Source organism: Cryobacterium sp. 10S3, from assembly GCF_034344045.1.
Taxonomy (GTDB): Bacteria; Actinomycetota; Actinomycetes; order Actinomycetales; family Microbacteriaceae; genus Cryobacterium; species Cryobacterium glucosi.
Genome location: NZ_CP133773.1, coordinates 4,083,345 through 4,107,616, shown reverse-complemented (window position 1 = coordinate 4,107,616; position 24,272 = coordinate 4,083,345). Strand labels below are relative to the sequence as shown.

Sequence of the window (24,272 nt, the reverse complement as noted above, 5' to 3'; positions counted from 1 at the left end):
CCGGGAACGGCGGCCACGACGCATCCGTTCCTCGTACCGTCCGCTTCCTCCTGTACACCCGAGCACAGGGACTGCCGTGAATACGACCTCATCGCATCGACTACCCCGTCGACCCCGATCCACCGCCTCACACGCGGCCATGCGCCCGCGCGGCACGACCAGCGCACGCGATTCGCGTCGCGGCACACCGGGCGCCACCGCTCCGGGCGCCACCGCAGTGACGACGGGCCCGCGATGAACGTCACCGATCCCGCTGAAGTCGACCCGAGCGCGGTCATCGGCGCGGGCGCACTCATCGCCGACCTGGTGCGGGTGCGCGAGTACGCCCGGATCGGACCGGGCAGCATTCTCGGCCGCGGCGCGTACGTCGGACCCGGCGTTGTGGTGGGCCGCAACTGCATCGTGCAGGAATACGCGGTCGTCTACGAACCCGCGCTGCTCGAGGACGGGGTCTTCGTCGGGGCGGCGGCCGTGTTCACGAACGACCCGCACCCCCGTGCGATCAATGCCGACGGCTCGGCCAGGCCGGTCAGTGAGCGGTCGACGCTGGGCGTCACCGTGCGGACAGGGGCCTCTGTCGGGGCACACGCTGTGTGCCTCGCCCCGCTGACGATCGGGCGCTGGGCGATGGTGGCCGCCGGCGCGATCGTGACCGCGAATGTGCCCGACTTCGCGCTCATGGTCGGGGTCCCCGCCGAGAGGGTGGGCTGGGTCGGCCGTAGCGGCGCGACCCTCGAGCACGTCGGCGACGGCGTATGGGTTTGCCCCGTCACCGGTGAGCGCTACCGGCAGCACGACGGGCAGCTCACGCTCGAGTGAGCCGCCCCGCGCGGTTCAGGCGGCGAAGCGGTCGGTCGCCTCGATGATCGCGTCGAGGTTGCCGGGTTCCTCGAAGGAGTGCCCGGCGTCTGGAATCATGCGGAAGTCGGCCTCCGGCCAGTTCTTGTGCAGTTCCCAGGCGGTGAACGCCGGAGTGCACATGTCGTAGCGGCCCTGCACGATGACGCCGGGGATCTCGCTCAGCCGGCCGGCGTCACGGATCAGCTGCCCGGGCTCGAACCAGCCGAGGTTGCGGAAGTAGTGGTTCTCGATGCGCGCGAACGCGACCGCGAAGTCGGGCTCGGTGAACCGGGCGATCGTCGCGGGCTGCTGCAGCAGTGTGATCGTCGACGATTCCCACGTCGACCAGGCAACGCCGGCGCGCTCCCGCACGTAGCGGTCGGGGTCGTGCAGCAGGCGGCCGTAGGCCTCGATGAGCTTGCCGCGCTCGTCGACGGGGACCGGCGCGAGGAAACCCTCCCACAGGTCGGGGTAGATCGCCGCGGCACCGCCCTCGTAGAACCAGTCGAGCTCGACGGGCCGCAGGGTGAAGATGCCGCGCAGGATGAGCTCGGTCACCCGCTCCGGGTGGGTTTCGGCGTAGGCGAGGCCGAGGGAACTGCCCCAGGATCCACCGCAGACCTGCCAGCGGTCGATGCCGAGGTGCTCGCGCAGTCGTTCGATGTCGGCGACCAGGTGCCACGTCGTGTTCGTGCTGAGGTCGGCATCCGCTGCGCTCGCGTGCGGGGTGCTCTTGCCGCAGCCGCGCTGGTCGAAGAGGATGATGCGGTACTTCTCCGGGTCGAACACGCGGCGCTGCTGGGAGCTCGACCCGCCGCCGGGACCGCCGTGCAGGTAGACCGCCGGCTTGCCGTCCGGGTTGCCGGATGCCTCCCAGTAGATGGACTGGCCGTCACCGACCTCGAGCATCCCGGTTTCGTAGGGTTCCAGGTCGGGGTAGAAGGTGCGCATCTCCCGAGCCTACGGCGTTCAGGGGCGGGTCAGGCCCTGCTCGTAGGCGAGGATGACGATGTGCACCCGGTCGCGGAGGCCGAGTTTCTGCAGGATCCGGCCGACGTGGGTCTTCACCGTGGACTCGGAGAGGAAGAACCGCTCGGCGAGCTCGGTGTTGGAGAGGCCCTCGGCGATGGCGAAGAAGACCTCTCGTTCCCGGTCGGTCAGCACGTCGATGCGCGCGGCATCCGCTTCGGGGTCCTCGCCGGTCTCGGAGTCGCCCGTCCCCTCGGCGGGGAGCCTGGACCCGAACAGCTCGAGCATCCGGCGCGTGACCCGGGGCGACACGGATGCCTCCCCCGAGGCGACCGCCCGGATCGCGGCGGTCAGTTCGCTCGGTTGGGCGTCTTTGAGCAGGAAGCCGCGGGCGCCGGCCTTGAGACCGCCGAACGCGTACTCGTCGAGGTCGAACGTCGTGAGGATGATGATCCGGATCCCGGGGTGCGCCGCGGTGATCAGCCGGGTCGCCTCGATCCCGTCGACGCCGGGCATCCGCACGTCCATCAGGATGACGTCGGGCAGCATGCTCGCGGCGAGCCGCACGGCCGCGGCGCCGTCGCCGGCCTCGGCGACGACGGTGAAGTCATCCTCGGCCTCGAGCACCATCCGGAACCCCATCCGGAGCAGGGCCTGGTCGTCGACGAGCATGATCCGGGTCGGAGCCGGCGTGTGGTCGTGGGGAGCCGGGTCGTGGAGACCGGTCATGCGGAGGCCTGCCCCTCGTCGAGACTCATCGTCGCGCGCACCCGCCAGCCGCCGCCGCGGATCGGGCCGGCCTCGAGGGTGCCGCCGTAGAGCGCGACCCGCTCGCCGAGGCCGATGATGCCGCGCCGGCCGCCCACGCTCGGCTGGGGGGCCCGCGCGTGGCCGTCGTCGTCGATGACGACCTCGACCCGACCGGGCGACGAGGAGAGCCGCACCGAGACGATGCTCGGTTGCGACGCGTAGCGCAGGGCATTGGTCAGGGATTCCTGCACGACCCGGTAGATCGTGAGCTGCACGCCGGGGCTGCCGGGAACGCGCCCGCTCAGCTCGAGCCGGGCCGGGAGCCCTGCGGAACGGAAGGAGTCCACGAGGTCGACGAGCTGGTCGGCGCCGGGCTGCGGGGCGAGCGGGGCGGCGGTCGCGGTGGTCGCGGTGGTCGTTGCCGCGGCCGTCGTGGTGCCGGCCCCTGGCCCTGGTGCGGCCTGCCCGGGGGCGGATGCCGCGGCATCCGCCGTCTCGTCGTCGTCGCCGAGCACGCCGAGGAGCCTGCGCATCTCGGCCATCGAGCCGCGGCCGGTGGAGGCGACCTCACGCATCGCGGCGCGGGAGCGTTCGGGGTCGCGGACCGCGAGGGCATCCGCGCCGTCGGCGAGCGCGACCATGACCGAGAGACTGTGGGCGACGATGTCGTGCAGTTCGCGGGCGATCCGGGCGCGTTCGGAGCTGCGAGCGAGCTGGGCCTGCCGGTCGCGGTCGTGGGCGAGCTGGGCGGCGAGGCTGACGAGGGAGGCGACGTAGCGCATCCGGTCGCCCACGCTCACGCCGATCACGGTCGCCACGATGAGCAGGACCGCGTCCTGCGAGGCGACGCTCACCCAGGAGATGAAGGGGTTGCCCGAGCCGAAATAGGCACCGAGGGTGGAGATGCCGACCGCGGCCGCGAGGCCGATCCAGGCGCTGCGCACGTTGCGGTACACGGCGACCGCATAGAGGGCGATCATCACGGGCAGGGTGTCGCCCTGGCCGTGGTTCGGGAACGACGGGAGCAGCGCCGTGCAGGAAATGGCGAGGGCGAGCAGCGGGGCGTGCCTGCGGAAGAGCAACGCTCCGGCAATCAGCGCGGTGAGGAGCAGCGCCGAGACGATGGCGACCGGGGCGGGTCCGCCGCCCGGACGGGTCGCGTCGACCAGGAGCACGATCGCGGTCGGGACGAGGTAGACGGCCGCGACGAGGGAATCGACGAACCAGGGGTGCCGCGCCCAGAACCGGCGGGTGACCCCCGGAGGCGTCGGCAAACGCAGGCCAGCCCCGTCCGCGAGGGGGGTCGCGGCGGGGCTGGGACTGGTGGAGGTCATGCTTGGGACTCTACTTGCTGCGAACTGGGCGGATGCCGGTCACCGGTCGGTGCCGGCAGCCGGCCCTGCCTGCTCGGTCCTGTTCATTGCCGCCCGGTTACGCGTCGCGGCGCTTCAGCAGCACCGCGGCGGTGCCGAGGCTCACGACAACCCAGACGAGGACGATGATCAGGTCGACCGACCAGTCGAGTGGCACCTTGGCGAACTGCATGAGGCCGAACATGCTGATACCCGCTGACGAGATCAGGTACGGGAGCACGTCGCTCGCCCACGTGGCCGGGATCATCTGGAGTACGACCGGGAGCAGCAGGATCACGCCGAGCGCGACGGCAATGCTGCCGGCCCCGCTCCGCACGATCGTGCCGATGCCGAGTGCGAAGACCGCGACGAGGGCCAGGTACAGCGAACCACCGAGCACGGGGAGGATGACCTCCGGGGCGAAGAGGCTCGCGTGCAGGCCCTGGCCGGAGACGATCGAGACCGTGACGACGTAGGCCGCGATGTTACTGACGAGGCCGGCGACGAAGGTCGCGACGAACAGCACGAGGGCCTTGGCCCACAGGGCCGGCAGGCGCTTCGGCACCGCGGTCAGGGTCGAGCGGACCATGCCCGTCGTGAACTCGCCGGTGACGGCGAGCGCGCCGAGCACAGCGACGATGAGCTGGCCGAAGAACACGCCGAAGGTCGAGGCCTGCGCCACGAACCGGGCCTGGTCGGTGCCCGGAACCGTCGTGATGTCGGTCCCGGTGAGGTCGAGCGCGAGCGACATGATCGCGGCGAGCCCCATCGACACGACGAGGAGCACCGCGAAGCACCAGATCGTCGAGCGAACGGTGCTGAGCTTGATCCACTCCGAGCGGATGATGCCGAGCGCGCTGAGGTGCGGACCGGCCGGTGTCGTCGCGGGCACGAATTCCGTGCCGATGTCGGCGAGGGCTTCCGGGGTACCGGCAACCAGGATCGTGGGGGTGCTCATCGTGCTGCCTCCTGCAGTTCGGTCTCGCGCGGGTCCGGATCGTCGTTCGCGGCGGCATCCGTTGCGGCGTCTGTCGTGTCGGAATCGTCGTCGTCGAATTCCTCGTCGCCGGTGCCGCCGGTGCGGTACTCGACCTCGTTCCGGGTGAGGGACATGTACGCGTCCTCGAGGGAGGCGCTGACGCTCGTGAGTTCGTGCAGCACGATGCCGGCGGCTGCGGCCTGGTCGCCGATCTCGGCGGCCGTGATCCCGGTGATCTGGAGCACGTCCTGTTCGAGGTTCACGACGGTGACCTCGGCCTGCGCGAGCAGGGTGGCGAGTCGGGTCGCGTGCGGGCTGCGCACGCGGACGGTCGCTCCGCCGGCCTGGCCGATGATCTCGGCGACGGGGGCGTCGGCGATGACCCGGCCTCGGCCGAGCATGATGATGTGGTCGGCGGTGAGCGCCATCTCACTCATCAGGTGTGAGGAGAGCAGCACGGTGCGGCCTTCGCCGGCGAGGTGCCGCATCAGCTTGCGCACCCACTGCACGCCCTCGGGGTCGAGCCCGTTGACGGGTTCGTCGAGGATCAGGATGCCCGGGTCTCCGAGGAGGGCCGCGGCGATGCCGAGGCGCTGTCCCATGCCGAGGGAGTAGCCTCCGACGCGCTTGCGGGCGACGGAGGTGAGTCCGGTGAGCTCGATCACGTCGTCGACGCGGCTCTTCGGGATGTTGTGGGTCGCGGCCATCGCGAGCAGGTGGTTGCGCGCCGAGCGGCCCGTGTGGATCGCCTTCGCGTCGAGCAGCACCCCGACCTCGCGGAGCGGGGCACGGAGGTCCTGGTAGCGCTGGCCGTTGACGAGGACCGAGCCGGAGTCCGGCCGGTCGAGGCCGACGATCATCCGCATCGTCGTGGTCTTGCCTGCGCCGTTCGGGCCCAGCAGGCCGGTCACGGTTCCGGGCTGGATGGTGAAGTCGATCGCGTCGACCGCGACCTTGCTTCCGTAGCGTTTGGTCAGGGACTGTGCCTGAATCATCCGTCTCCTCATTCGCATCGTTGGCGGGGCCAGGCGTCGGTGGACGTCGGCCCCGCATTCACGATACGCAGGGCGCCTCACGGGGCACATCGGTCGAACGGATGCTTACCGGCCGCGGCGCGTAGTACCCCGGTACGACGGATGCCCGCCCTCGCGCCGGTTTGCGCAGGCCGCTACTTCTTGCGCGGCGCCTTCTCGTCTGCCGGGGCGTTGCCGGAGGCGCGCAGCGCGGTGTAATAGTCGCGGGCCTCGTCCTGGCGTTCCTGCTCCGCTCCGGAGGCGATCTTCGCGCGCAGGTGCTCGGGGCTGTACCCGAAGGAGTCCACGAGGTCCTGGGCGAAGGGGCGCAGGCGGGCGATGATCCGGTCGATGTACGCCGTGACCGACTGGGCGCGCTGGGCGGACAGGCGTCCGTTGATCAGGTACCAGGCGAGGTGCTTCTCGACGAGTCCGAGCCCGAACAGGTCGCGCAGCCAGGTCAGGACCTGCTTGTTGCCGGCATCCGTCGTGTGCTCGACGGCCCGGGTGAATGCCTCCCACTGGAGGAGCTCGCCGTGCGCGCGGGCCGCCTCGATGAGTTCGTCCTGGTGCGCGTTGAACACGTCGGCGGACTGCTGCGGAGAGAGCTTGCTCGCCGGGCGGAGCTTGCCGGCGATGTCGCGGATCATGGTCTCGACCCGGTCGGTGAGCAGCTCCCGCTGCACGTTCGTCTCCCGGAGCTGGCCGACAGAGCGCGCTGTCGAACCGAAGTCGGCGACGGCCTGGCCGAGAGTGCGGAGGCCGGTGTTGTGCAGGGCACGGTCGGTGGCCTGCTGCACGACATAGCGGGCGAGGACCCCGCTGCCGGCGTCGGCGAACTTGCGGCTGAAGTCGGTGAGGAGCCGCTTGGCGACGAGCTGGAGCAGGACGGTGTTGTCGCCCTCGAACGTCGCGTAGACGTCGAGGTCGGCGCGGAGGCCGACGAGGCGGTTCTCGGCGAGGAAGCCGGCGCCGCCGCAGGCCTCCCTGGCCTCCTGGATGGTGTCCAGTGCTGCCCAGGTCGACAGCGGCTTGAGGGCTGCGGCGAGGGTTTCCAGGTCCTGGCGGTCGGCATCCGTGTCTGCGATGCCGCTGAAGACCTTGTCGAACGCGACCAGGAACTCGTCGTGGGCGAAGGTCTGCGCGTACGTCGTCGCGATGCGCGGCAGCAGCCGGCGCTGGTGGCGCTGGTAGTCGAGAATGACCTGTTCGGCCTCGCCGCCGGCCGTGAACTGGCGGCGCTGGCTGCCGTATGTGACGGCGATGGTGAGGGCCATGGCGGATGCCTGGGTCGCGGCCCCGTCGAGGGACACCCGGCCCTGCACAAGGGTTCCGAGCATCGTGAAGAACCGGCGGCCGGGGCTGGAAATGGCGCTCGAGTACGTGCCGTCTTCGGCGACATCGCCGTAGCGGTTGAGCAGGTTCTCGCGGGGGATGCGGACGTTGTCGAAGGCGAGCCGACCGTTGTCGATGCCGTTGAGGCCGCCCTTGAGGCCGTCGTCCTCGCCGCTGACGCCGGGCAGGAACGCACCGGTCTCGTCGCGGAGGGGCATCCAGAAGGCGTGCACGCCGTGGTTCACGCCGCCCGTGATGAGCTGGGCGAAGAGCACGGCCGCGATGCCGTCGTTCGCGGCGTTGCCGAGGTAGTCCTTCCAGGCCGCGCGGAACGGGGTGTGCACGACGAATTCCTGGGTCTCGGCGTCGTAGGTCGCCGTGGTGGCGATGCTCGCGACGTCGGAGCCGTGGCCGGTTTCGGTCATCGCGAAGACGCCGGGGGTGGCGAGGCTCATGATGCCGGGCAGGTAGGCGTCGTGGTGCTTGCGGGTGCCGAGGTGCATCACGGCGGAGCCGAAGAGGCCCCACTGCACGCCGGCCTTGATCTGCAGGCTCGGGTCGGCGGTGACGAGCTCTTCGAACCCGGCGATGTTGCCGCCGTGGTTGTCTTCGCCGCCGAGGTGCACCGGGAAGGCACGGTGCACGTGGCCTTCGACGGCGAGTAGTCTCAACTGCTCGAGCACGCGCAGCCGGTGCTCGGCCATCGACAGGCCGGGGACGCCCTGGAGCTCGGGGCGTGCGGTGAGCTTGCGGGCCTCGATCCGGATCTCCGGCCAGCTGCCGAGCAGCTGGCGGCTGAGCGCCGGGACGTTGATCGTGGGGATGGGGGTGAAGGTGCCGGTGGGCTTGGGGGCGGCCGGGGAGGGCGTCGCCGGTGCGGAGGGTGCGGAGCGCTGGGCAGTGTCAACCATCATTGGTCCTTTGTTCTCGCTCGAACTCGAAGTTTCCTGCATGGAAGCTTCCTGCGCGGAAGATCGTGTAGGCAGAATTTTTCTACACACTAGGGCGGCTCGGCGACGGCCGGAAATAGTGCATGACGAGGCTACAAAGGCGGGTGCCGCGCCCGGCATCCGTCTTGTAGCTTTCCACAGGCGCCGCGCTCGAACGAGTGCCCTTAGGCACAAAAACGAGTAATCCTAAGCGCCCGCCGCCGCGACGACCTCGAGCACGCCGGCTCCGTAGGCCTCGAGTTTCTTGGCGCCGACGCCGGAGATGCCGTCGAGGTCGCCGATACCGCCGGGGTTCGCGACCGCGATCGCGATCAGGGTCGCGTCGCCGAAGACGATGTACGCGGGCACGCCCTGCTCCTTGGACACGCTCGAGCGCCAGGCCCGGAGCGCCTGGAACAACGCCTCCTGCTGCGGGGTGAGGTCGGCGGCTGCGGCCTTCGCGGCGCCGGTGCGGGCGGAGGAGGTGGATCGTGCCGCGCGCTCGGGCTCGCTGCGGAGCTCGACGGTGCGATGGCCGGCGAGGACCTCTGTGGCGATCGGGGTGAGCACGAGGGTGCCGTATTCCCCGGAGGTGGCGAGGATGCCCTGGGCGAGCAGCTGACGGACGACGCCGCGCCACTGTTGGTCGGAAAGGTCGGCGCCGATGCCCCAGGTCGCGAGCTGTTCGTGGTGGTGCTGGGTCGTGCGCGGTGTGGTCTTGCCGCGCAGGATGTCGACGATCTGGCCGGCGCCAAAACGCTGGTTGCGCTCGCGCAGCAGGCGCACGATGGTGGAGAGCAGCTTCTGGGCCGGCACGGTGCCATCCCAGCCGACGGGCGGTTCGAGGCACGTGTCGCAGTTGCCGCACGGCTCGCTCGCCTGGCCGAAGTAGCGCAGCAGGTTGACCCTGCGGCAGTGCACCGTCTCGCAGAGGGCCAGCATGGCGTCGAGGTGCGCGGAGAGCTTGCGGCGGTGGGCGAGGTCGCCGGGCGACTCGTCGATCATGCGGCGCTGCTGCACGACGTCCTGCAGGCCGTAGGCGAGCCAGCCGGTCGAGGGCAGGCCGTCACGTCCGGCCCGGCCCGTCTCCTGGTAGTAGCCCTCGACGGACTTGGGCAGGTCGATGTGGGCGACGAAGCGCACGTCAGGCTTGTCGATGCCCATGCCGAACGCGATGGTCGCGACGATGATCACGCCCTCCTCGCGGAGGAACCGGGACTGGTTGCGGGCGCGCACCGCCTGGTCGAGGCCGGCGTGGTACGGCAGCGCGTTGAGGCCGTTGGCGCGCAGGAATTCGGCGGTCGCCTCGACGCTCTTGCGGCTGAGCGCGTAGACGATGCCGGCGTCGTGCGGGTGCTCCGTCTTGATGAAGGAGAGCAGCTGCTTGCGCGGTTCGGCCTTCGCGACGATCCGGTACTGGATGTTCGGACGGTCGAAGCTCGCGACGAAGTGACGCGCCCCCTCGAGCTGCAGGCGCTGCGTGAGTTCCTGGTGCGTCGCATCCGTCGCCGTGGCCGTGAGCGCGATGCGCGGCACGTCGGGCCAGCGGCCGGCGAGTTCGGACAGGGCGAGATAGTCGGGGCGGAAGTCGTGGCCCCACTGCGAGACACAGTGGGCCTCGTCGATCGCGAAGAGCGCGATGGTGCCGCGCTCGAGGAAGCGCTTGGTGGCCTCGGAGGAGAGCCGCTCGGGGGCGACGTAGAGCAGGTCGAGGTTGCCGGCGAGGTAGTCGCGTTCGACGCGGGAGCGTTCGGCGGAGTCCTGGCTCGAGTTGAGGAACGCGGCGCGGACACCCACCGCGGTGAGGGCGTCGACCTGGTCCTGCATGAGCGCGATCAGCGGGGAGATGACGATGCCGGTGCCCTCGCGCACGAGGGACGGGATCTGGTAGCAGAGGCTCTTGCCGCCGCCGGTGGGCATCAGCACGACGGCGTCGCCGCCCCCGATGACCTGGTCGATGATGGCGGCCTGCTCGCCGCGGAACGAGTCGTAGCCGAACACCGTGCGCAGCGCCTCGGCGGCGGTCGCGAACTTCGCGGTGGCGCGCCGGGGCGGGGCGGATGCCTGCGCGAACGACGTGCGGATGGGTCCGGATCCGCCGGCACCGGCGCCCGGGTCGACTCGGGAGCCGTAGTCGGAGCTGTTTCCCTGGCCGTCGCCCGCTCCGTAGTCCGGGGGCGGCGGAGCGTCGTAGTCCTCCGGCGCATCGCGGTCGTCGGGCACCCACTCGTCCGGTTCACGGGGCAGTTCGGCAGTCCAACTCACCCAGCGAGTCTACCGGCGACCCCGGACACCCTCACCGGCTTTCCCTACCCCGCCCGTCTCGCGAGAGTACGAAATGTGCCCCTTCCCGTAGCGGGAAGGGGCACTTTCTCCGCTTTCGCGAGCCGGGGTGGGGCGGGTTAGGGGTGGGGCGGCGGCGGGTGAGGATGAGGGTTGCGGCTACGGCGAGGATGACGGCAGCGGCGGCGCCGGCGATCCAGAGCAGGTCGGTGGGGGCGACCGCGCTTTGCGCGGCGCCGGAGGCGGCGGACGCGTCGGCGGCGGCACCTGGGGTGTCCGTGGGGGTGGCGGCGCCGCAGGTCGGGGCGGCGGCGAGGCCCTGCGCGAGCACCTGGCCGGTGGCGGGCTGCCAGGTGAAGGTGTAGCTGCCCGAGACCGGGTGGCCGTCGGTCGAGACGACCTGCCAGGTCACCGTGTACTCCCCCGGCTGGCCGAGCTGGGCCGTGGTCTCGAGCTTCGGGCCGAACAGGGTGACGCATCCGTCGCCGTAATAGAGGGGTGCGGAGGTCGGACCGCTGATGCGCATGGCGTTGCCGGTTCCGGTGCCGTCGAGGTTCAGCAGGGCGTCGTTTGTGGTGATGGTGAAGTGGCCTGGCTGCTCGGTCACGACCGAGTTCTCCGCGGGCGCGTACCCGACCGGATAGTTGTGCGCGGACGCCGGGGCGGCGGAGAACCCCAGCGTCGCGGCAACCACGGCCGCGACACCGAGCGCGCGCAGGGACCAGTCGCGGACGTGGTTGCTTCGCATGGTTCTCTCCTAAGCCGAGTGCTTGCGACGGGCGGTGATCGCGAGCACGAGGCCCACGACGCCGACGACAAGGCCGCCGACTCCGAGCACCCGGGCGAGCACGTCGGGGGCGGATGCCGCGGCATCGGCCGATTCGGAGCTCGCTTCGGTGGTGGTGTCGGTGTGGGCGGCGCCGTGCTCATCGGAGGCGAGGGCCGCTGTGACGGCGACCGACGGCGCCGGGTGCTCCGGTTCGGCCTCACCGTCGACGGTATGGGCGTCCCAGTTCGTCGAACCGGTGACACAGGTCTGCACGACGGGGAACTCGAGGGTCGTGCCGGCCGCATCCGTGGGGATCTGCAGGCTGAGGTCGAATGTCGTCCGCAGGCCGTCGGCCATCGGGGTGATCGCGGTGTATACGACGGCGCCGATCCTGTCGGTGATCGAGGTGCCGTCCTCGTCCGTCAGCGGGGTCGCGAGCGGAGTGGAGGTCTTCTCGACGGACCAGTTGGGGTTGACCGTCGGCGTGACACTGACGACGCTCTCCGGGATGGCGATGCTGATGGAGGTCGTGGGTGATCCGGCGCAGCCGTGCGGGAGCGCGAAGCTCAGCACGGAGTACGAGCCGGCCGCGGCCGAGGACGGGTCGATGTCGATGTGGGCGCTCGCGGAGAGCGGCGCGGCAAGGGCGAGAATGCCGCCGGCGAGCAGGGCGGATGCCGCGAGGGCGGTGGTCTTGAACGTCACTGTGGTTCCTTAGATAGTTGGCGGCACCGAACAACCGGGGCATCGGGCTGCAGCGCACGCGACTGCCCCTGGTTCGGAGCGAAAAGCAAAACGGTCTGGTCTAGGCGAAACGCAGGGTCTCCGGCGGGCCGCGGTGCCGCATCACGGACAGGAGCACCCCGAGGTCTCGGGGCAGGAAGACGAGCGTCGGCGCCGGGACGCGGTGCGCCGTGCGAGCGCGGACCGGCAGGCTGCTGGCGACCAGGACCCTGCGGACGACGAGTCGCGCCGCCGCGACGAGGATGCCGAACGCACGTTCGCCATGCCGGAGGGCGACGATCGTCACGACGGCCGCCAGCAGGTGCGCGAGCGACATCAGGGCCGCGTCGAGGGGGGCTGCGGACATGCCGGTCATGCCGGCCATCGGCAGGGCTGCGTGGGCGCCGGACAGTCCGGGGACGCCGGACAGTCCGGAGACGCCGGACAGTCCGGGCGCGGTCGTCGCGCCCGACTGCACCGAGAGCAGGGCGGAACCCGCCGCGTGACTGTGGGCGGGCAGGGTGCCGGCCGGGGCATCCGTTCGCAGGGAACCGCCGGATGCGCCGAGGGAGAACAGGCCGTGGAAGATCAGCTGGCTCGTGAGCACGGCCGCCGTGGTACGCCAGAGGGAGGCAGCGCGGCCGGCGAGGCCGATGCAGACGATGCCGGCGAACGCGAGGGAGATGACGACGGGAAGGAGACCGGGGGCTGCGCCGCCACCGAGGGTGTGCGACAGTGCCGCGACGAAGGTCGCGAAACCTGCGATATACCAGCCGCGAGCGAACCGTGCCCAGCGTGCGGTCATCGTTCCTCCTCCGGCCGTGTCGCTCCCACCATACCTGTGCCGGAATCGCCGGCGTGTGCCCGGTGCGTGCGCCCGGTGCATGAGCCTGGGCCTGGCTGCGCAGCTCGCATAGGCTGGATGCCTATGCTCACCGCCCTGGTCGGACTCGCCGGCGCCCTCATCTACGGGAGCGCCGACTTTCTCGGCGGCCTCGCGGCCAAGCGGCTCAGTTCGGTGCTCGTCACCGCGGTCGCCGCGAGCTCCGGGCTGCTGGTCCTGCTCGTCGCCCTGCCGTTCGTGGGAGGCGTCTGGTCGCCGGACGCCGTGCTCTGGGGTGCGCTCTCGGGGGTGACCGGTGCGATCGCGATCTCCCTCCTGTATGCGTGCCTCGCGATCGGTCCGATGAGCATCCTCTCGCCCCTGACCGCCGTGGTCTCGGCGGTCGTGCCGATGACCGCCGGCCTCGTCGGCGGCGAACGGCTCGCGCCGGTCGGATACGCCGCCCTCGGTCTCGCGCTCGTCGCGGTCGTGCTCGTGGGCTTCGTGCCGGAGAAGGGCGCGGTGCGGCCGACGACTCTCGGGGTGCTGATGGCGATCGGGTCCGGCGTCATGATCGGCGCGTTCCTGATCCTGATCGACCTGACCCCCGACGACAGCGGCCTCGTACCGCTCGTGCTCAACCGGGCGGTCAACGCCGCGATTATGTTCTCGATCGTGGGTGTGCTCGCCGTCGTCGCCGCGCGCCGGCGGCGGGTGCTCGCGGGGGCCGGCAGTACGGGCGTGGCCGTCGCCGGTTTCGGGGCGACGGATGCCACTGCTCGCGCAACAGACCCGGCCGCGGTTCCCGCTCACACCGGTCGGCGCTCCCGGTCCACCCTCACGATCGGCCTGACGCTCGCCGCGGTCTGCGGTCTCGTCGACGTCGCCGCGAACTTCCTGCTGCTCATCGGGATCCGGATCGGCGACCTCAGCGTGATCAGCGTGCTGACGGCGATGTACCCGGCCGGGACGATCCTGCTCGCAGCGGTCGTGCTCAGGGAGCGGATCGCGCCGGTGCAGTGGGTCGGCCTCGGTCTTGCGCTCGCGGCGGCCGCGATGCTCGCACTCGCCTGACCCGCGGCATCCGCTCACCCCTCGCCCCGAACCGTCTCGCGAGAGTACATTTTTGGCCCCTAAAACCGCGTTTTAGGGGCCAAAAATGTACTCTCGCGGGACACGGGGGCGGGGTTAACGGCCGCAGGGCACCCACCGGATGGTGAGTGCCCTGCGGGTGGTGCGAGTGGAGCGGGTGTTACAGGCCGGCGAGCTCGCGGACGGCTGCGTCGCCGGGGGCGGCGTTCATGAAGCTGGCTTCGATGTCGGCGCGCTCGAGGAGCTCGTCCATGCGGCGACGACGCTGCTTCGGGATCAGCGTGACGACGGTGCCGGACTTGCCTGCACGGCCGGTACGACCGGAGCGGTGCAGGTAGGTCTTGTACTCGTCGGGGGCGTCGGCCTGGATGACCAGGTCGATGTCGTCCACGTGGATGCCGCGGGCCGCGACATCCGTTGCCACCAGCACGTTGACGCGACCGCTGGTCAGCATCTGCAGGTTGCGGGTACGGCGGGCCTGGTTCAGGTCGCCGTGCAGGCTCGTCGCCTTCACGCCGGCGTCTTCGAGCTGCTCGGCGAGCTGCTCGGCGTACGCACGGGTGCGGGAGAAGATCAGCGTCTTGCCCTGGCGGTCGACGAGCTGGCCGATGATGGCGCTCTTGTCGCGGTGCTCGATGACGAGGACCTTGTGGTCGATCGTGGAGGAGGCCTGGTCTTCACCGGCGACCTCGTGGACGGCCGGGTTCGTCAGGAACTCCTTGACGAGCGAGGCGACGCCCTTGTCGAGGGTTGCCGAGAAGAGCAGCTTCTGGCCGCCCTTCTTGGTCTGGCGCAGGATGCGCTGGACGGGCTCGAGGAAGCCCAGGTCGCACATGTAGTCGGCTTCGTCGAGGACGGTGACGACGACCTCGCTGAGGTCGAGGCGACCCTGTTCGATGAGGTCCTCGATGCGGCCGGCGGTGCCGATGATGATGTCCACGCCGCGCTGGAGGGCGCTGACCTGGCGGTACTGCGGAACGCCGCCGTAGATCTGGGTGGTGAAGAGGCCGACGCTGCGGGCGATGGGCTGCACGGTACGGTCGATCTGCAGCGCGAGCTCGCGGGTCGGGGCCAGGATGAGCGCGCGGGGCTTGCGGGCCATCTTGCGGTCCTTGGCGCCGTTGTTCTCCATCAGCTTCTCCACGAGGGGAGCGCCGAAGGCGATCGTCTTGCCGGAGCCGGTCTTGCCACGGCCGAGCACGTCGCGCCCGGCGAGCACGTCCGGGATGGTCGCGGCCTGGATCGGGAACGGGCTGGCGGCACCGAGGGCGCCGAGCTCGCGGACGATGTTCTCGCCCAGGCCCAGGTCGCCGAAGGTCACGCCGACAACTTCGGCAGCCGTCGTCGCGATGGCTTCGAGGCGCTCGAGAACGACGTCGTCACCGGCGGCGAAGTGCGCCTTGGTGTCGCGGCTCGGGTAGAAGTTGCTGGAGTGGCCGCCGTCGTCGTGCGCGGAACGGTTGCTGCGGTCGGAGTGCGAACGGTCCGGGCGGTCGCCGTACGAGGGACGCTCGGTGCGAGCCGCACGGTCGGGGCGGTCGCCGTAGGAGGGACGCTCAGTGCGGGCCGGACGGTCGCCGTAGGACGGGCGGTCGGAGTGCGAACGCTCGGGACGGTCGCCGTACGAGGGACGCTCAGTGCGGGCCGGACGGTCACCGTAGGAGGGACGCTCGGTGCGGGCTGCACGGTCGCCGTAGGACGGGCGGTCGTTGTTGTAGGCCGGACGGTCGGTACGGGGACGGTCGTTGTTGTAGGCCGGACGGTCCGTGCGGGCCGGACGGTCACCGTAGGACGGGCGGTCGTTGTTATAGGTCGGACGGTCCGTGCGGGGACGGTCGTTGTTGTACGCCGGACGATCCGTGCGGGCCGGACGGTCACCGTAGGAGGGACGGTCCTTGTTATACGCCGGACGGTCGGTGCGCGGGGCGCGGTCGCCGTAGGACGGACGGTCGTTGTTGTACGACGGACGGTCGGTGCGGGGACGGTCGCTGTTGTACGACGGACGCTCAGAGCGGGCGTTGTACGTGGGGCGATCGGTATTGCTGTGCGTCGGGCGATCGGTGCGCGAGGCGCCGTTGTACGACGGACGGTCGTTGTTGTACGACGGGCGGTCGTTGCCGCGGGCGGGACGGTCGCCATAGGCGGGACGGTCATTGCTGCGGGCCGGACGGTCACCGTAGGCCGGGCGGTCGTTGGTGGGGCGTCCTGCGGCGCGGTCGGCGCGTTCGCCGGCGTTCCAGCGGGCCTTCTTGGGGGCGCCCGCATCGGCCTGATAGCCGCGGTGGCCCGGGCTCTTGCTGCCGTTGTTGGATCCTCCGCGGGAGGGTCCGCCCTTGGCGGCGTACTTCGGGTCGAAGTTCTTGTTGGATCGGCTGACAGCCGGATTGTTGCTCGTAGGCATAGAAAATTCCTGGGTTGTATTGGGTACATGGCAGAACAACGACGCACATGCATCGCAACCTGAGAACCCGGGCAGTCTATGGCCGGGGCCGTTCACATACAGTGATTTTTCACCAGCGGATTACTGGGAAACCGGCCCATCCTGACTTACAAACCCATCCGCGCATACAAATTCACACGGTGTCAAGAGCCGACCTGTCAACGTTACCGGATAGTCCCCCAAAAGTCACGGACCAGTTTCGGGGCACCCCGGGTTCGGTCGCCTACCGGCAGAAGAACCGGTTCGGGAGGTACCGTGTCGTGACAGAAGGAGACGGAGATGACGCGATCGGGCGTACGGCGGACCGTGCGGCACGCGCCCCGGTGGGTGGGATCGCAGCTGACCGCGGCTCGGCTGCTGGCCGCGGCGAAGGCCGCCCTCGCCGTGGCCATCGCGTGGACGGTCGCCGGATACCTGCCGGGGGTCGCAAACGAGTATCCCTATTACGCGCCGCTCGGAGCGCTCGTCAGCATGTACCCGACGCTGATGAGTTCGGTTCGAAACTCACTGCAGACCCTCGGCGGCCTCTTCGTCGCGATCGTGCTCGCGGGTGCGGTGCTGCTCGTGAGCGGTCCGAACGTGCTGACCATATCGCTGGCCGTCGGTGTGGGCGCGCTCGTCGCCGCGACAGGGGTGTTCGGCGCGAACCGGGAGTACATCCCGGTGACGGCCCTGTTCGTGCTCATCATCGGGGGACCGAATGCGGACGGGTACTCGATCGGTTACCTCGAGCAGGTGTCCCTGGGCATCGTGATCGGCCTTGCCGTGAACCTCCTGATCCTGCCGCCCCTGACCCTCGACGCGGTCGGCCGCCAGTTGTCGCACTACCGCGGCAGGCTCGCCGGCCACCTCTCCGACCTGGCCGAGGCCCTCACCGAGAACTGGCCGCCCGAGCGCGACGACTGGGCGAGCCGCGGCGACGAACTCATCAGACTCGTGCGCGACGTTCACGATGCCCTGTTCCACGCGGAAGACAGCCGCAAGGGCAACCCTCGGGCCCGCATCCACCGGCGCGACCTGGCCAGTGACCGGGACGACCTCGCCGCGCTCGAGACCGTCACGTTCCACGTGCGCGACCTCACCGATGTACTCGCCGGGGTCGCCTGGGGGGCTCCGATCGCCCTCGAACTGCATCCAGAGCTCAGGCCGCCACTCGCCCGGGCCCTGCTCGCGGTCGCCGCAGTGCTGACCGAGTGGGAGTCCGGCCGGGACGGAGACGCCGTCCTGACGGACTCTGGCGCATTCGAGACGGCCGAGACCGCCGTGGCCCAGCTGACGGCCGAGTTGGACACCCGGCACGACGCCACTCCCGCGACGGCGATGGGCGCCGCGACCGCGATTTCGCTGGACCTGACCCGGATCCTCGCCGCCCTCCGCCCTCGACTGGCCCGGACCGCGACCTGATGCGGGCTGTTCCGGCGGATGCCCGGACCCGGCCTCCCGATGTCGCCGCGCGGGAATCCGCCCGGGAATCCGGCCGGGACAGTCCAAGGACCGCGAACTACACTCGGTAGACGGCGGGCGGAGACAGGTGCGATCGAGAGTGCGGGCATGGAGCGTGATGGCGGCCGTCATCGCGCTGCTCGGTGCGTCCGTGACCGTCGCCATTCCCGCCCAGGCCGACGACTATCCGAGCTGGGCCGACGTCGAGGCCGCCCGCGCCTCGACCGCTGCGACCGAGGCGGAGGTGACCCGGATCGGCACCCTGCTGACCGGGCTCGAAACCCAGGCCGCGACGCTCGGAGACGCGGCGATCACCGCGAGCGCGGCATCCGCCACCGCCGACACAGAATCACGCGCGGCCGCTGCGCACGCCGGGGACCTCGCGCGCCAGCTCGCGACCGCGACCGAGAAGGCCCAGACAGCGGATGTCCAGCTCGGGCTTCTGGGTGCGCAGCTGTACCGCTCCGGGGCGAGCGACGCCGTCGCCACCCTGCTCCTGGTTCCGGGCCAGGCGAGCGACCTGCTGTCGGCCCTCAGCACCTCGACCCGGCTGAGCGAACTGACCTCCGGCATCCGCGACCGGGCGCTCGCGCAACGCAATCTCGTGCAGAGCCTCGAGGAACAAGCCGCCGTGGCGTCGACGGAACGCGACCGCCTCGCCGTCGAGGCGAAGGATCGTGCGGCGGCCGCGGCCGAGGCCCAGCGCGCCGCCGATGCGCAGCTCGCCGAGCAGCGCACACGCTCGGACGTGCTCGACGCCCAGCTCGCGAGCCTGAAGAACACGACGGCCGAGACGGAGCGCTCCTACCGGGCCGGCGTCGCCGCGGCCGCGGCATACCAGAAGCAACAGGAAGAGGCCGCGCGGGCGGCTGCGGCGAGCGCGGCGGCCGCTCAACCGGCGGCGGCGAGCGGGTCGGGCGGCTCAGGGTCGAGCGGATCCTCCGGTTCCGGCTCCTCAGGCGCGGGCTCGACCACGGCTCCCCCGACCGCAACCGTGTCGTCTCCGGCTGCGGCCCGGGCGTACGCGGCGGGCGCGGTCAGCACGCGCGGCTGGGGCGGCAACGAGTACACCTGCCTGGTGTCGCTCTGGAACAAGGAGTCCGGCTGGCGGGCCGACGCCTACAACGCGAGCTCCGGGGCGTACGGCATCCCCCAGTCGCTACCGGGAAGCAAGATGGCGTCCGCCGGCTCCGACTGGCGCACGAACGCCGCGACCCAGGTCGACTGGGGCCTCGGCTACATCGCCGCCGTCTACGGAACGCCCTGCGGCGCCTGGGCGCATTCGGTCAGCGTCGGCTGGTACTGAGCCGGGCATCCGCTGCGCTACGGGCTCCCTGGAGTGACCGATGCGGACAACTGGTGCCCGTGCACCGGCCACAGTTGTCGGCAGCGGCCGCAGTTGCGACCGGTGGGCCCGCGGGTGCATGCGCCGCGCGAGAATGGACGCAGGTCGCCCGTCCGCGGCGACCGGAGTGGAGCCCCGCATGACCGAATCCGAGCTCGTCAACCTCTGGATCAAGACCCGCTGGCACGTCATCGTGTCCCAGGTCGCCCCGACCTTCCTGCTCACGGCACTGGTGGGTTTCCTGTCCCTGGGCCTGGCCGAAGCCGCACCGAGCGTGCGGGTCGCGGCGGCCGGTGTGCTCCTGGCCTCCGGGATCCTCGGTGCCCTCGTGCAGATCAACGCAGCCAATGAGGCCCTCGCTGTCATCGCCGACCTGCGAGCCGTGGGAAGCACGTCAGCCGTGACCCTGCGCATCCTGTCGGCGGCGCCGTGGGTGAACGTGGTGCGGTTCGTGACACCGGCCGTCTTCGTCGTCGTCTACGTTGCCCTGCTGATCGCCCTGTTCGCGCACTGAGGCGGATGTCACGGACGGCCGTGGATGCGGCGGGAGAGTTCCGCGGCGGTGCCGGCGAGCTCGGCGGCCAGCGCGGGCCACAGGTCTTCGGCGATCCGCTCGCGGGGGAAGGTCACGGCGATCCCGGCGGCGGGCCAGCCCGCGTGGTCCCGCACTGCGACGGCGACGGATGCCATCCCCGGCGTGATCTCCCCGTCCTCGCGGGCGAAGCCGTCGGCACGCACCGTCGCCAGCAGCGCACGCAGCTCGGACGAGCTCCGCGGCCCCTGCCCCGGCCCCTCCCCCTGCCGACGCGCGAAGGCCGCCTTGTCCGGATACAGCGCACGCAGCTGGGCCGCGGGCAGCGCGGCGAGGAGCGCGCGCCCGCTCGCGGTGAGGTGGCTCGGGAGGCGGACGCCGACATCCGTGACGAGGGAGGGCCGCCGCGGCGCGCGCTCCTCGACGAGGTAGACCACGTCCCGGCCGTGCAGCACGACGAGGTGCGCGCTCTCGCCGAGCCGGTCGACGAGCTGCGCGACGAGGGGGCGGCCGAGGTGGGACAGCGGCTGCTGGCGGGAGAATCCGGTGCTGAGCTCGAAGGCCGCGACGCCGAGGCCGTAGCGGCGTTCCTCGGGGAGGTGCACGACGAAACCCTGCTCGACGAGCACGGCGAGCAGCTGGTACACCGTCGACCGCGGCAGGTCGAGGGCCGTCGCGATCGCGCTCGCCCGGGCCGGACCTCGCTGGGCGGCAAGGTGGGAGAGCAGCCGCAGGGTGTTCCGGGCGGCAGGGACCTTCGGTGTGACCACCATCCGGTTGCCCCTTTCCTGCCGGCCTCGTGCGCCAGATGTCCGGTATACCGGACAGATTCGAGTGTATCCGTGTCCCCTGGCGGCCGCGCAGGGTGTGCAATCGAAACATGAGCCACACCGAAGAATCCGTCACCGCGGGCATCCACCCGGCCGCAGCATCCACCGCCACACGCATCACAGCCACAGCCACAGCCACGGTCACCGTCGGAGCTGGCGCGGTCTCGTTCGCCGACGTCGTCGCCGTCGCCCGCCTCGACGCGCGCATCGTGCTCGATCCGGCCGCGCTCGCCGGCGTTGCGGAAACCCGTGCCATCATCGACGGGCTTGCGAGCGACGTGAATCCGCACTACGGCATCTCCACCGGCTTCGGCGCGCTCGCGTCGACGTTCATCACGAGCGACCGCCGCGCCCAGCTGCAGGCGAGCCTCGTGCGCTCCCACGCCGCCGGCAGCGGGCCGGAGGTCGAACGCGAGGTCGTGCGCTCGCTCATGCTGCTGCGGCTCTCGACCCTGATGACCGGACGCACCGGAGTGCGCCCCGCGACGGCCGAGGCCTATGCCGCCGTGCTCAACGCCGGCATCACCCCGGTCGTGCACGAATACGGGTCGCTCGGTTGCTCGGGCGACCTCGCCCCGCTCGCCCACTGCGCCCTCGCGGTGATGGGCGAGGGCCGGGTGCGCGACGCCAGCGGCACACTGATGGGCGGCGGGGAGGCCCTCGCCGCGGCCGGAATCACCCCGGTCGTGCTCGCCGAGAAGGAAGGCCTCGCCCTGATCAACGGCACCGACGGCATGCTCGGCATGCTCGTCCTCGCCCTGACCGACCTGAGCCGACTCCTCACGACCGCCGATATCGCCGCGGCGATGAGCGTCGAGGCGCTGCTCGGCACGGATGCGACCTTCGCCGCCGACCTGCAGGCGCTGCGGCCCCAGCTCGGCCAGGCTGCGAGCGCCGGCAACCTCCGCGCGATCCTCGCGGGCTCCCCCCTGCTCGCCTTCCACGCCGGCCCGGAGGACCCCACCGTCCAGGACGCCTACTCGCTGCGCTGCTCCCCGCAGGTGCACGGCGCCGCCCGCGACACCGCAGACCACGCCGCCCTGATCGCCGGGCGCGAACTCGCGAGCGCGGTCGACAACCCGGTGGTCACCCTCGACGGCCGGGTGATGTCCAACGGCAACTTCCACGGCGCCCCGGTCGGCTACGTGCTCGACTTCCTCGCGATCGCCGCCGCGGACGTCGCGAGCATGAGCGAGCGCCGCACCGACCGTCACCTCGACGCGCACCGTAACAAGGGCCTGCCGCCGTTCCTCGCGCACGAGGTCGGCGTCGACTCCGGCCTGATGATCGCGCAGTACACCGCCGCCGGGATCGTCTCGGAGCTCAAGCGCCTCGCCGTGCCGGCCTCTGTCGACTCGATCCCGTCCTCGGCGATGCAGGAGGACCACGTCTCGATGGGGTGGGCCGCAGCCCGCAAGCTCCGCCGCTCCCTCGACGGTCTCGAGCGGGTGCTCGCGATCGAGATCATGACTGCCGCCCGGTCGCTCGACCTGCGCGCGCCGCTCATGCCGGGGGCCGCGACCGGCGCCGTGCGCGACCTCGTCCGCACCGTTGCCGAGGGTCCGGGGCACGACCGCTTCCTCTCCCCCGAGATCGAAGCCGTCGTTCAGATCGTCGCGACGGGCGCGGTCGCGGATGCCGCGGCATCCGTCACGGGGCCGCTGGCCTGAGTGCTCGACGGGCGCCCGGTTCGTCCCGAACGGGGGTATCGCGACGCATGGACGAACCGGCCAGGTGAGGCCATGATGATCACCTGATCACGCAGGTAGTCCAGTTCCCGACAGGGCAGCGACCGACCCGGGGGAACAATGATTCGCATCCTGCTCGCCGACGACCACACCACGTTCACCGAGCTGCTCGCAGGCGCGCTCAACCGGGAACCGGATCTCTGCACGGTTGGGACAGCCCAGAGCGCACGAAGAGCCGTCGAGTTGAGCCGGGAGCTCCAGCCCGATCTCATCGTCCTCGATTACCACCTGACGGACGGCAGCGGACTCGCCGCCGTCGCACTCATCCTCGCCCAGCGGCCGTCGACCCGGATTGTGATGCTCACCGGCGATCCCAGCCCGGAGGTGATCGAGCAGGCGGCGGCGCTCGGCGTGTGCGCCTTCCTCCCCAAGGATGGGTCCCTCGCCGGGCTCGTCGACACGATCCGTCACGCGCGGATCGGCTCCTTCTCGCTACACCCCTCCCTCATGGTTCAGCTCAGCACCCAACGGCAGTCCCGGATCCTGGAACAGCCGTCAACGTCGCTCACACGTCGCGAGCTGGACGTACTCGCCCTGATGGCCGAGGGCACTGAGGTTCGGGTCAACGCCCAGATCCTCGGAATCTCCGAAAACACCTGCCGCGGCTATGTGAAGTCGATTCTCGCCAAGCTCGACGCGCACTCGCAGCTTCAGGCCGTGGTCAACGCGACGAAACTGGGCCTCCTGGAGGTGCGGGAGCATGCGTAGTCCAGCATGCGACGATGGCTAAGATCCGTCATCGCCGCGACGCACGCGACCGGGGATGGCTCCGCGACCGGGGTGGGGCCGCTGATTCATCGGAGGTGCGGAGCGCCGTCCTGCGTTTCCTCGCCATCGGTGTGATCACACTCGTTGCCGTACTGATTCCGGTGTACGCCTGGATCCACGGCCAGGCCGAGCAGCGTGCCCTCGCCGAAGCCATACTGCGCACTCATCAACTCGCCGATTTCACGGTGGGCCCGCTCCTGGACGATGCCGTCCGGGCCGGAGACGCATCGGCGATCAGTCGTGTGGATTCCGGGGTCAGGCCGTGGATGGCAGACGGCTCCCTGGTGCGGGTCAAGATCTGGAGCGGCGACGGGAAGATCCTGTATTCGGACAGCGCGGACCTGATCGGCGACACGTATCCCCTCCCGGCGTGGAGCCCCGACCTCCTCTCCGGGGGGCGGGAACACGCCTGGCTCGGCCAGCCGAACGGCCTGGACACCGTGAACGAGGCGGCGGCAGGCGAGCTGGTCGAGATCAACGTCCGCGCAACGGATGCCGCGGGATGGCCGGTCATCTTCGAGGCGTATTTTGACGATGAGGCCGTTCAGAACGCCCAATCCCGGCTGATGCTGGACGTGCTCCCGGTGCTCGTGGTCTCGCTCGTCCTGCTGCAGATGGCGCAGCTCCTTCCTGCGATCGGACTTGCCCGCCGGATCCAGGCCGGCCAGACATCCCGAAGGCGCCTGGTACAACACGCCATCGTCGCGTCCGACTTCGAAAGAAGAAGAATCGCCCGGGAGCTCCACGACGAGGTGATCCAGGACCTCGCCGGCCTGTCGTACGCCCTGGAAGCGGAGGAGCGGCATGGTGCGAGTGAGCGGCGCGCGCTCACCGGGCAGGCCCGTGGGATCCTCCTGCGGAATCTGCGTACCCTGCGCGCCATCACCACCGAACTGTATCCGCCGGACCTGGAGCGCCTCGGTCTCAACGAGGCGCTCCGGCGCCTTCTTGACCACGTGGCCGATACCGGCATTGTCGTGCACTCCGAGTTGTCGCCGGATGTCCCGTCAGACAAGGACCGGATCGCCGTGCTGTACCGCGTCGCCAGGGAGGCCCTCGCCAACGTCGTCAAGCATTCCCGCGCCTCCGTCGTCGACCTCGTCATCACCGGGGACGCTGTGACGACGAGCCTGTCGATCCGGGACAACGGTCGTGGCTTCGACCCGGCGGCGGCGGCCCCCGGTGGGCACCTGGGACTGCGGATCATGCGCGACACGGTGCAGATGACGGAAGGGTCCCTCTCCATCACGTCCGCCGTCGGAGAGGGAACCACCGTCCTGGTGCGGATTCGCCGGGCCTGACCAGAACC

The 24,272-nt window shown here is 70.6% G+C and carries 20 protein-coding genes; 8 read left to right on the top strand and 12 right to left on the bottom strand.

The annotated features are described in order from the left end of the window. The first annotated feature begins 234 nt into the window (after positions 1-234). Positions 235-819: an acyltransferase gene (locus RHM57_RS18935; RefSeq protein ID WP_134559218.1), complete on the top strand. Its 585-nt coding sequence runs from the start codon at positions 235-237 to the stop codon at positions 817-819. Positions 820-834: 15 nt separating this feature from the next. On the opposite strand, the gene pip is transcribed toward RHM57_RS18935, so the two are convergent. The 10 genes from pip to RHM57_RS18885 all read right to left on the bottom strand — a co-directional run bounded on the left by pip (position 835) and on the right by RHM57_RS18885 (position 12,747). Further along, positions 835-1,791 (bottom strand): prolyl aminopeptidase, encoded by a 957-nt coding sequence (gene pip / locus RHM57_RS18930; protein ID WP_322189196.1) that lies wholly within the window; start codon positions 1,789-1,791, stop codon positions 835-837. 18 nt (positions 1,792-1,809) lie between these two features. Further along, positions 1,810-2,538: a response regulator transcription factor gene (locus RHM57_RS18925; protein ID WP_322189194.1), complete on the bottom strand. Its 729-nt coding sequence runs from the start codon at positions 2,536-2,538 to the stop codon at positions 1,810-1,812. Next, a complete protein-coding gene (locus tag RHM57_RS18920; protein ID WP_322189192.1) occupies positions 2,535-3,893 on the bottom strand; it encodes a histidine kinase in 1,359 nt (452 codons plus the stop codon). The genes RHM57_RS18925 and RHM57_RS18920 overlap by 4 nt, the downstream gene beginning before the upstream one ends. A gap of 97 nt (positions 3,894-3,990) precedes the next feature. Next, positions 3,991-4,869: an ABC transporter permease subunit gene (locus RHM57_RS18915; RefSeq protein ID WP_134564023.1), complete on the bottom strand. Its 879-nt coding sequence runs from the start codon at positions 4,867-4,869 to the stop codon at positions 3,991-3,993. Next, on the bottom strand, positions 4,866-5,885 hold the full coding sequence (locus tag RHM57_RS18910) for an ABC transporter ATP-binding protein (RefSeq protein ID WP_134559208.1): 1,020 nt from the start codon (positions 5,883-5,885) through the stop codon (positions 4,866-4,868). Before RHM57_RS18910 ends, RHM57_RS18915 begins: the two co-directional genes overlap by 4 nt. Positions 5,886-6,058: 173 nt before the next feature. Beyond that, entirely contained in the window at positions 6,059-8,149 is a 2,091-nt protein-coding gene (locus RHM57_RS18905) for an acyl-CoA dehydrogenase (protein WP_134446381.1), read from the bottom strand. Positions 8,150-8,374: 225 nt separating this feature from the next. Further along, the gene (gene recQ, locus RHM57_RS18900; RefSeq protein WP_416173096.1) at positions 8,375-10,432 is read right to left on the bottom strand and encodes a DNA helicase RecQ; all 2,058 of its coding nucleotides are present in this window, start codon (positions 10,430-10,432) and stop codon (positions 8,375-8,377) included. A 31-nt stretch (positions 10,433-10,463) separates the two neighbouring features. Further along, positions 10,464-11,198, bottom strand: a complete 735-nt coding sequence (locus RHM57_RS18895; RefSeq protein ID WP_322189190.1) for a copper resistance protein CopC — start codon at positions 11,196-11,198, stop codon at positions 10,464-10,466. A 9-nt stretch (positions 11,199-11,207) separates the two neighbouring features. Beyond that, on the bottom strand, positions 11,208-11,924 hold the full coding sequence (locus tag RHM57_RS18890; RefSeq protein WP_322189188.1) for a YcnI family protein: 717 nt from the start codon (positions 11,922-11,924) through the stop codon (positions 11,208-11,210). A 100-nt stretch (positions 11,925-12,024) separates the two neighbouring features. Continuing rightward, positions 12,025-12,747, bottom strand: coding sequence for a hypothetical protein (locus RHM57_RS18885; protein WP_134559205.1), 723 nt, complete (start codon positions 12,745-12,747; stop codon positions 12,025-12,027). Positions 12,748-12,864: 117 nt separating this feature from the next. Between RHM57_RS18885 and RHM57_RS18880 the strand changes: the two genes are divergently transcribed. Next, entirely contained in the window at positions 12,865-13,839 is a 975-nt protein-coding gene (locus tag RHM57_RS18880; protein ID WP_241975365.1) for an EamA family transporter, read from the top strand. Between the two features lie 178 nt (positions 13,840-14,017). Here the strand turns inward: RHM57_RS18880 and RHM57_RS18875 are convergent, their stop codons facing one another. Continuing rightward, on the bottom strand, positions 14,018-16,258 hold the full coding sequence (locus RHM57_RS18875; RefSeq protein WP_322141097.1) for a DEAD/DEAH box helicase: 2,241 nt from the start codon (positions 16,256-16,258) through the stop codon (positions 14,018-14,020). Positions 16,259-16,576: 318 nt separating this feature from the next. Here RHM57_RS18875 and RHM57_RS18870 point away from each other — a divergent pair, with 318 nt between their 5' ends. The 3 genes from RHM57_RS18870 to RHM57_RS18860 all read left to right on the top strand — a co-directional run bounded on the left by RHM57_RS18870 (position 16,577) and on the right by RHM57_RS18860 (position 19,599). Further along, complete coding sequence (locus RHM57_RS18870) at positions 16,577-17,701, top strand: FUSC family protein (RefSeq protein ID WP_134446266.1); 1,125 nt, start codon at positions 16,577-16,579, stop codon at positions 17,699-17,701. A 157-nt stretch (positions 17,702-17,858) separates the two neighbouring features. After that, positions 17,859-19,046, top strand: a complete 1,188-nt coding sequence (locus tag RHM57_RS18865; RefSeq protein WP_322189186.1) for a hypothetical protein — start codon at positions 17,859-17,861, stop codon at positions 19,044-19,046. A 178-nt stretch (positions 19,047-19,224) separates the two neighbouring features. Beyond that, a complete protein-coding gene (locus tag RHM57_RS18860; RefSeq protein WP_134446264.1) occupies positions 19,225-19,599 on the top strand; it encodes a hypothetical protein in 375 nt (124 codons plus the stop codon). Between the two features lie 8 nt (positions 19,600-19,607). Here the strand turns inward: RHM57_RS18860 and RHM57_RS18855 are convergent, their stop codons facing one another. Then, positions 19,608-20,390: an IclR family transcriptional regulator gene (locus tag RHM57_RS18855; RefSeq protein ID WP_134560431.1), complete on the bottom strand. Its 783-nt coding sequence runs from the start codon at positions 20,388-20,390 to the stop codon at positions 19,608-19,610. A 173-nt stretch (positions 20,391-20,563) separates the two neighbouring features. Between RHM57_RS18855 and hutH the strand changes: the two genes are divergently transcribed. The 3 genes from hutH (at position 20,564) to RHM57_RS18840 (ending at position 24,264) form a co-directional block, all read left to right on the top strand. Then, positions 20,564-22,117: a histidine ammonia-lyase gene (hutH, locus tag RHM57_RS18850; RefSeq protein ID WP_241984975.1), complete on the top strand. Its 1,554-nt coding sequence runs from the start codon at positions 20,564-20,566 to the stop codon at positions 22,115-22,117. A gap of 138 nt (positions 22,118-22,255) precedes the next feature. Then, positions 22,256-22,903, top strand: a complete 648-nt coding sequence (locus tag RHM57_RS18845) for a response regulator (protein ID WP_134560427.1) — start codon at positions 22,256-22,258, stop codon at positions 22,901-22,903. Positions 22,904-22,917: 14 nt separating this feature from the next. After that, complete coding sequence (locus RHM57_RS18840; RefSeq protein WP_322189184.1) at positions 22,918-24,264, top strand: sensor histidine kinase; 1,347 nt, start codon at positions 22,918-22,920, stop codon at positions 24,262-24,264. Positions 24,265-24,272 lie beyond the last annotated feature (8 nt).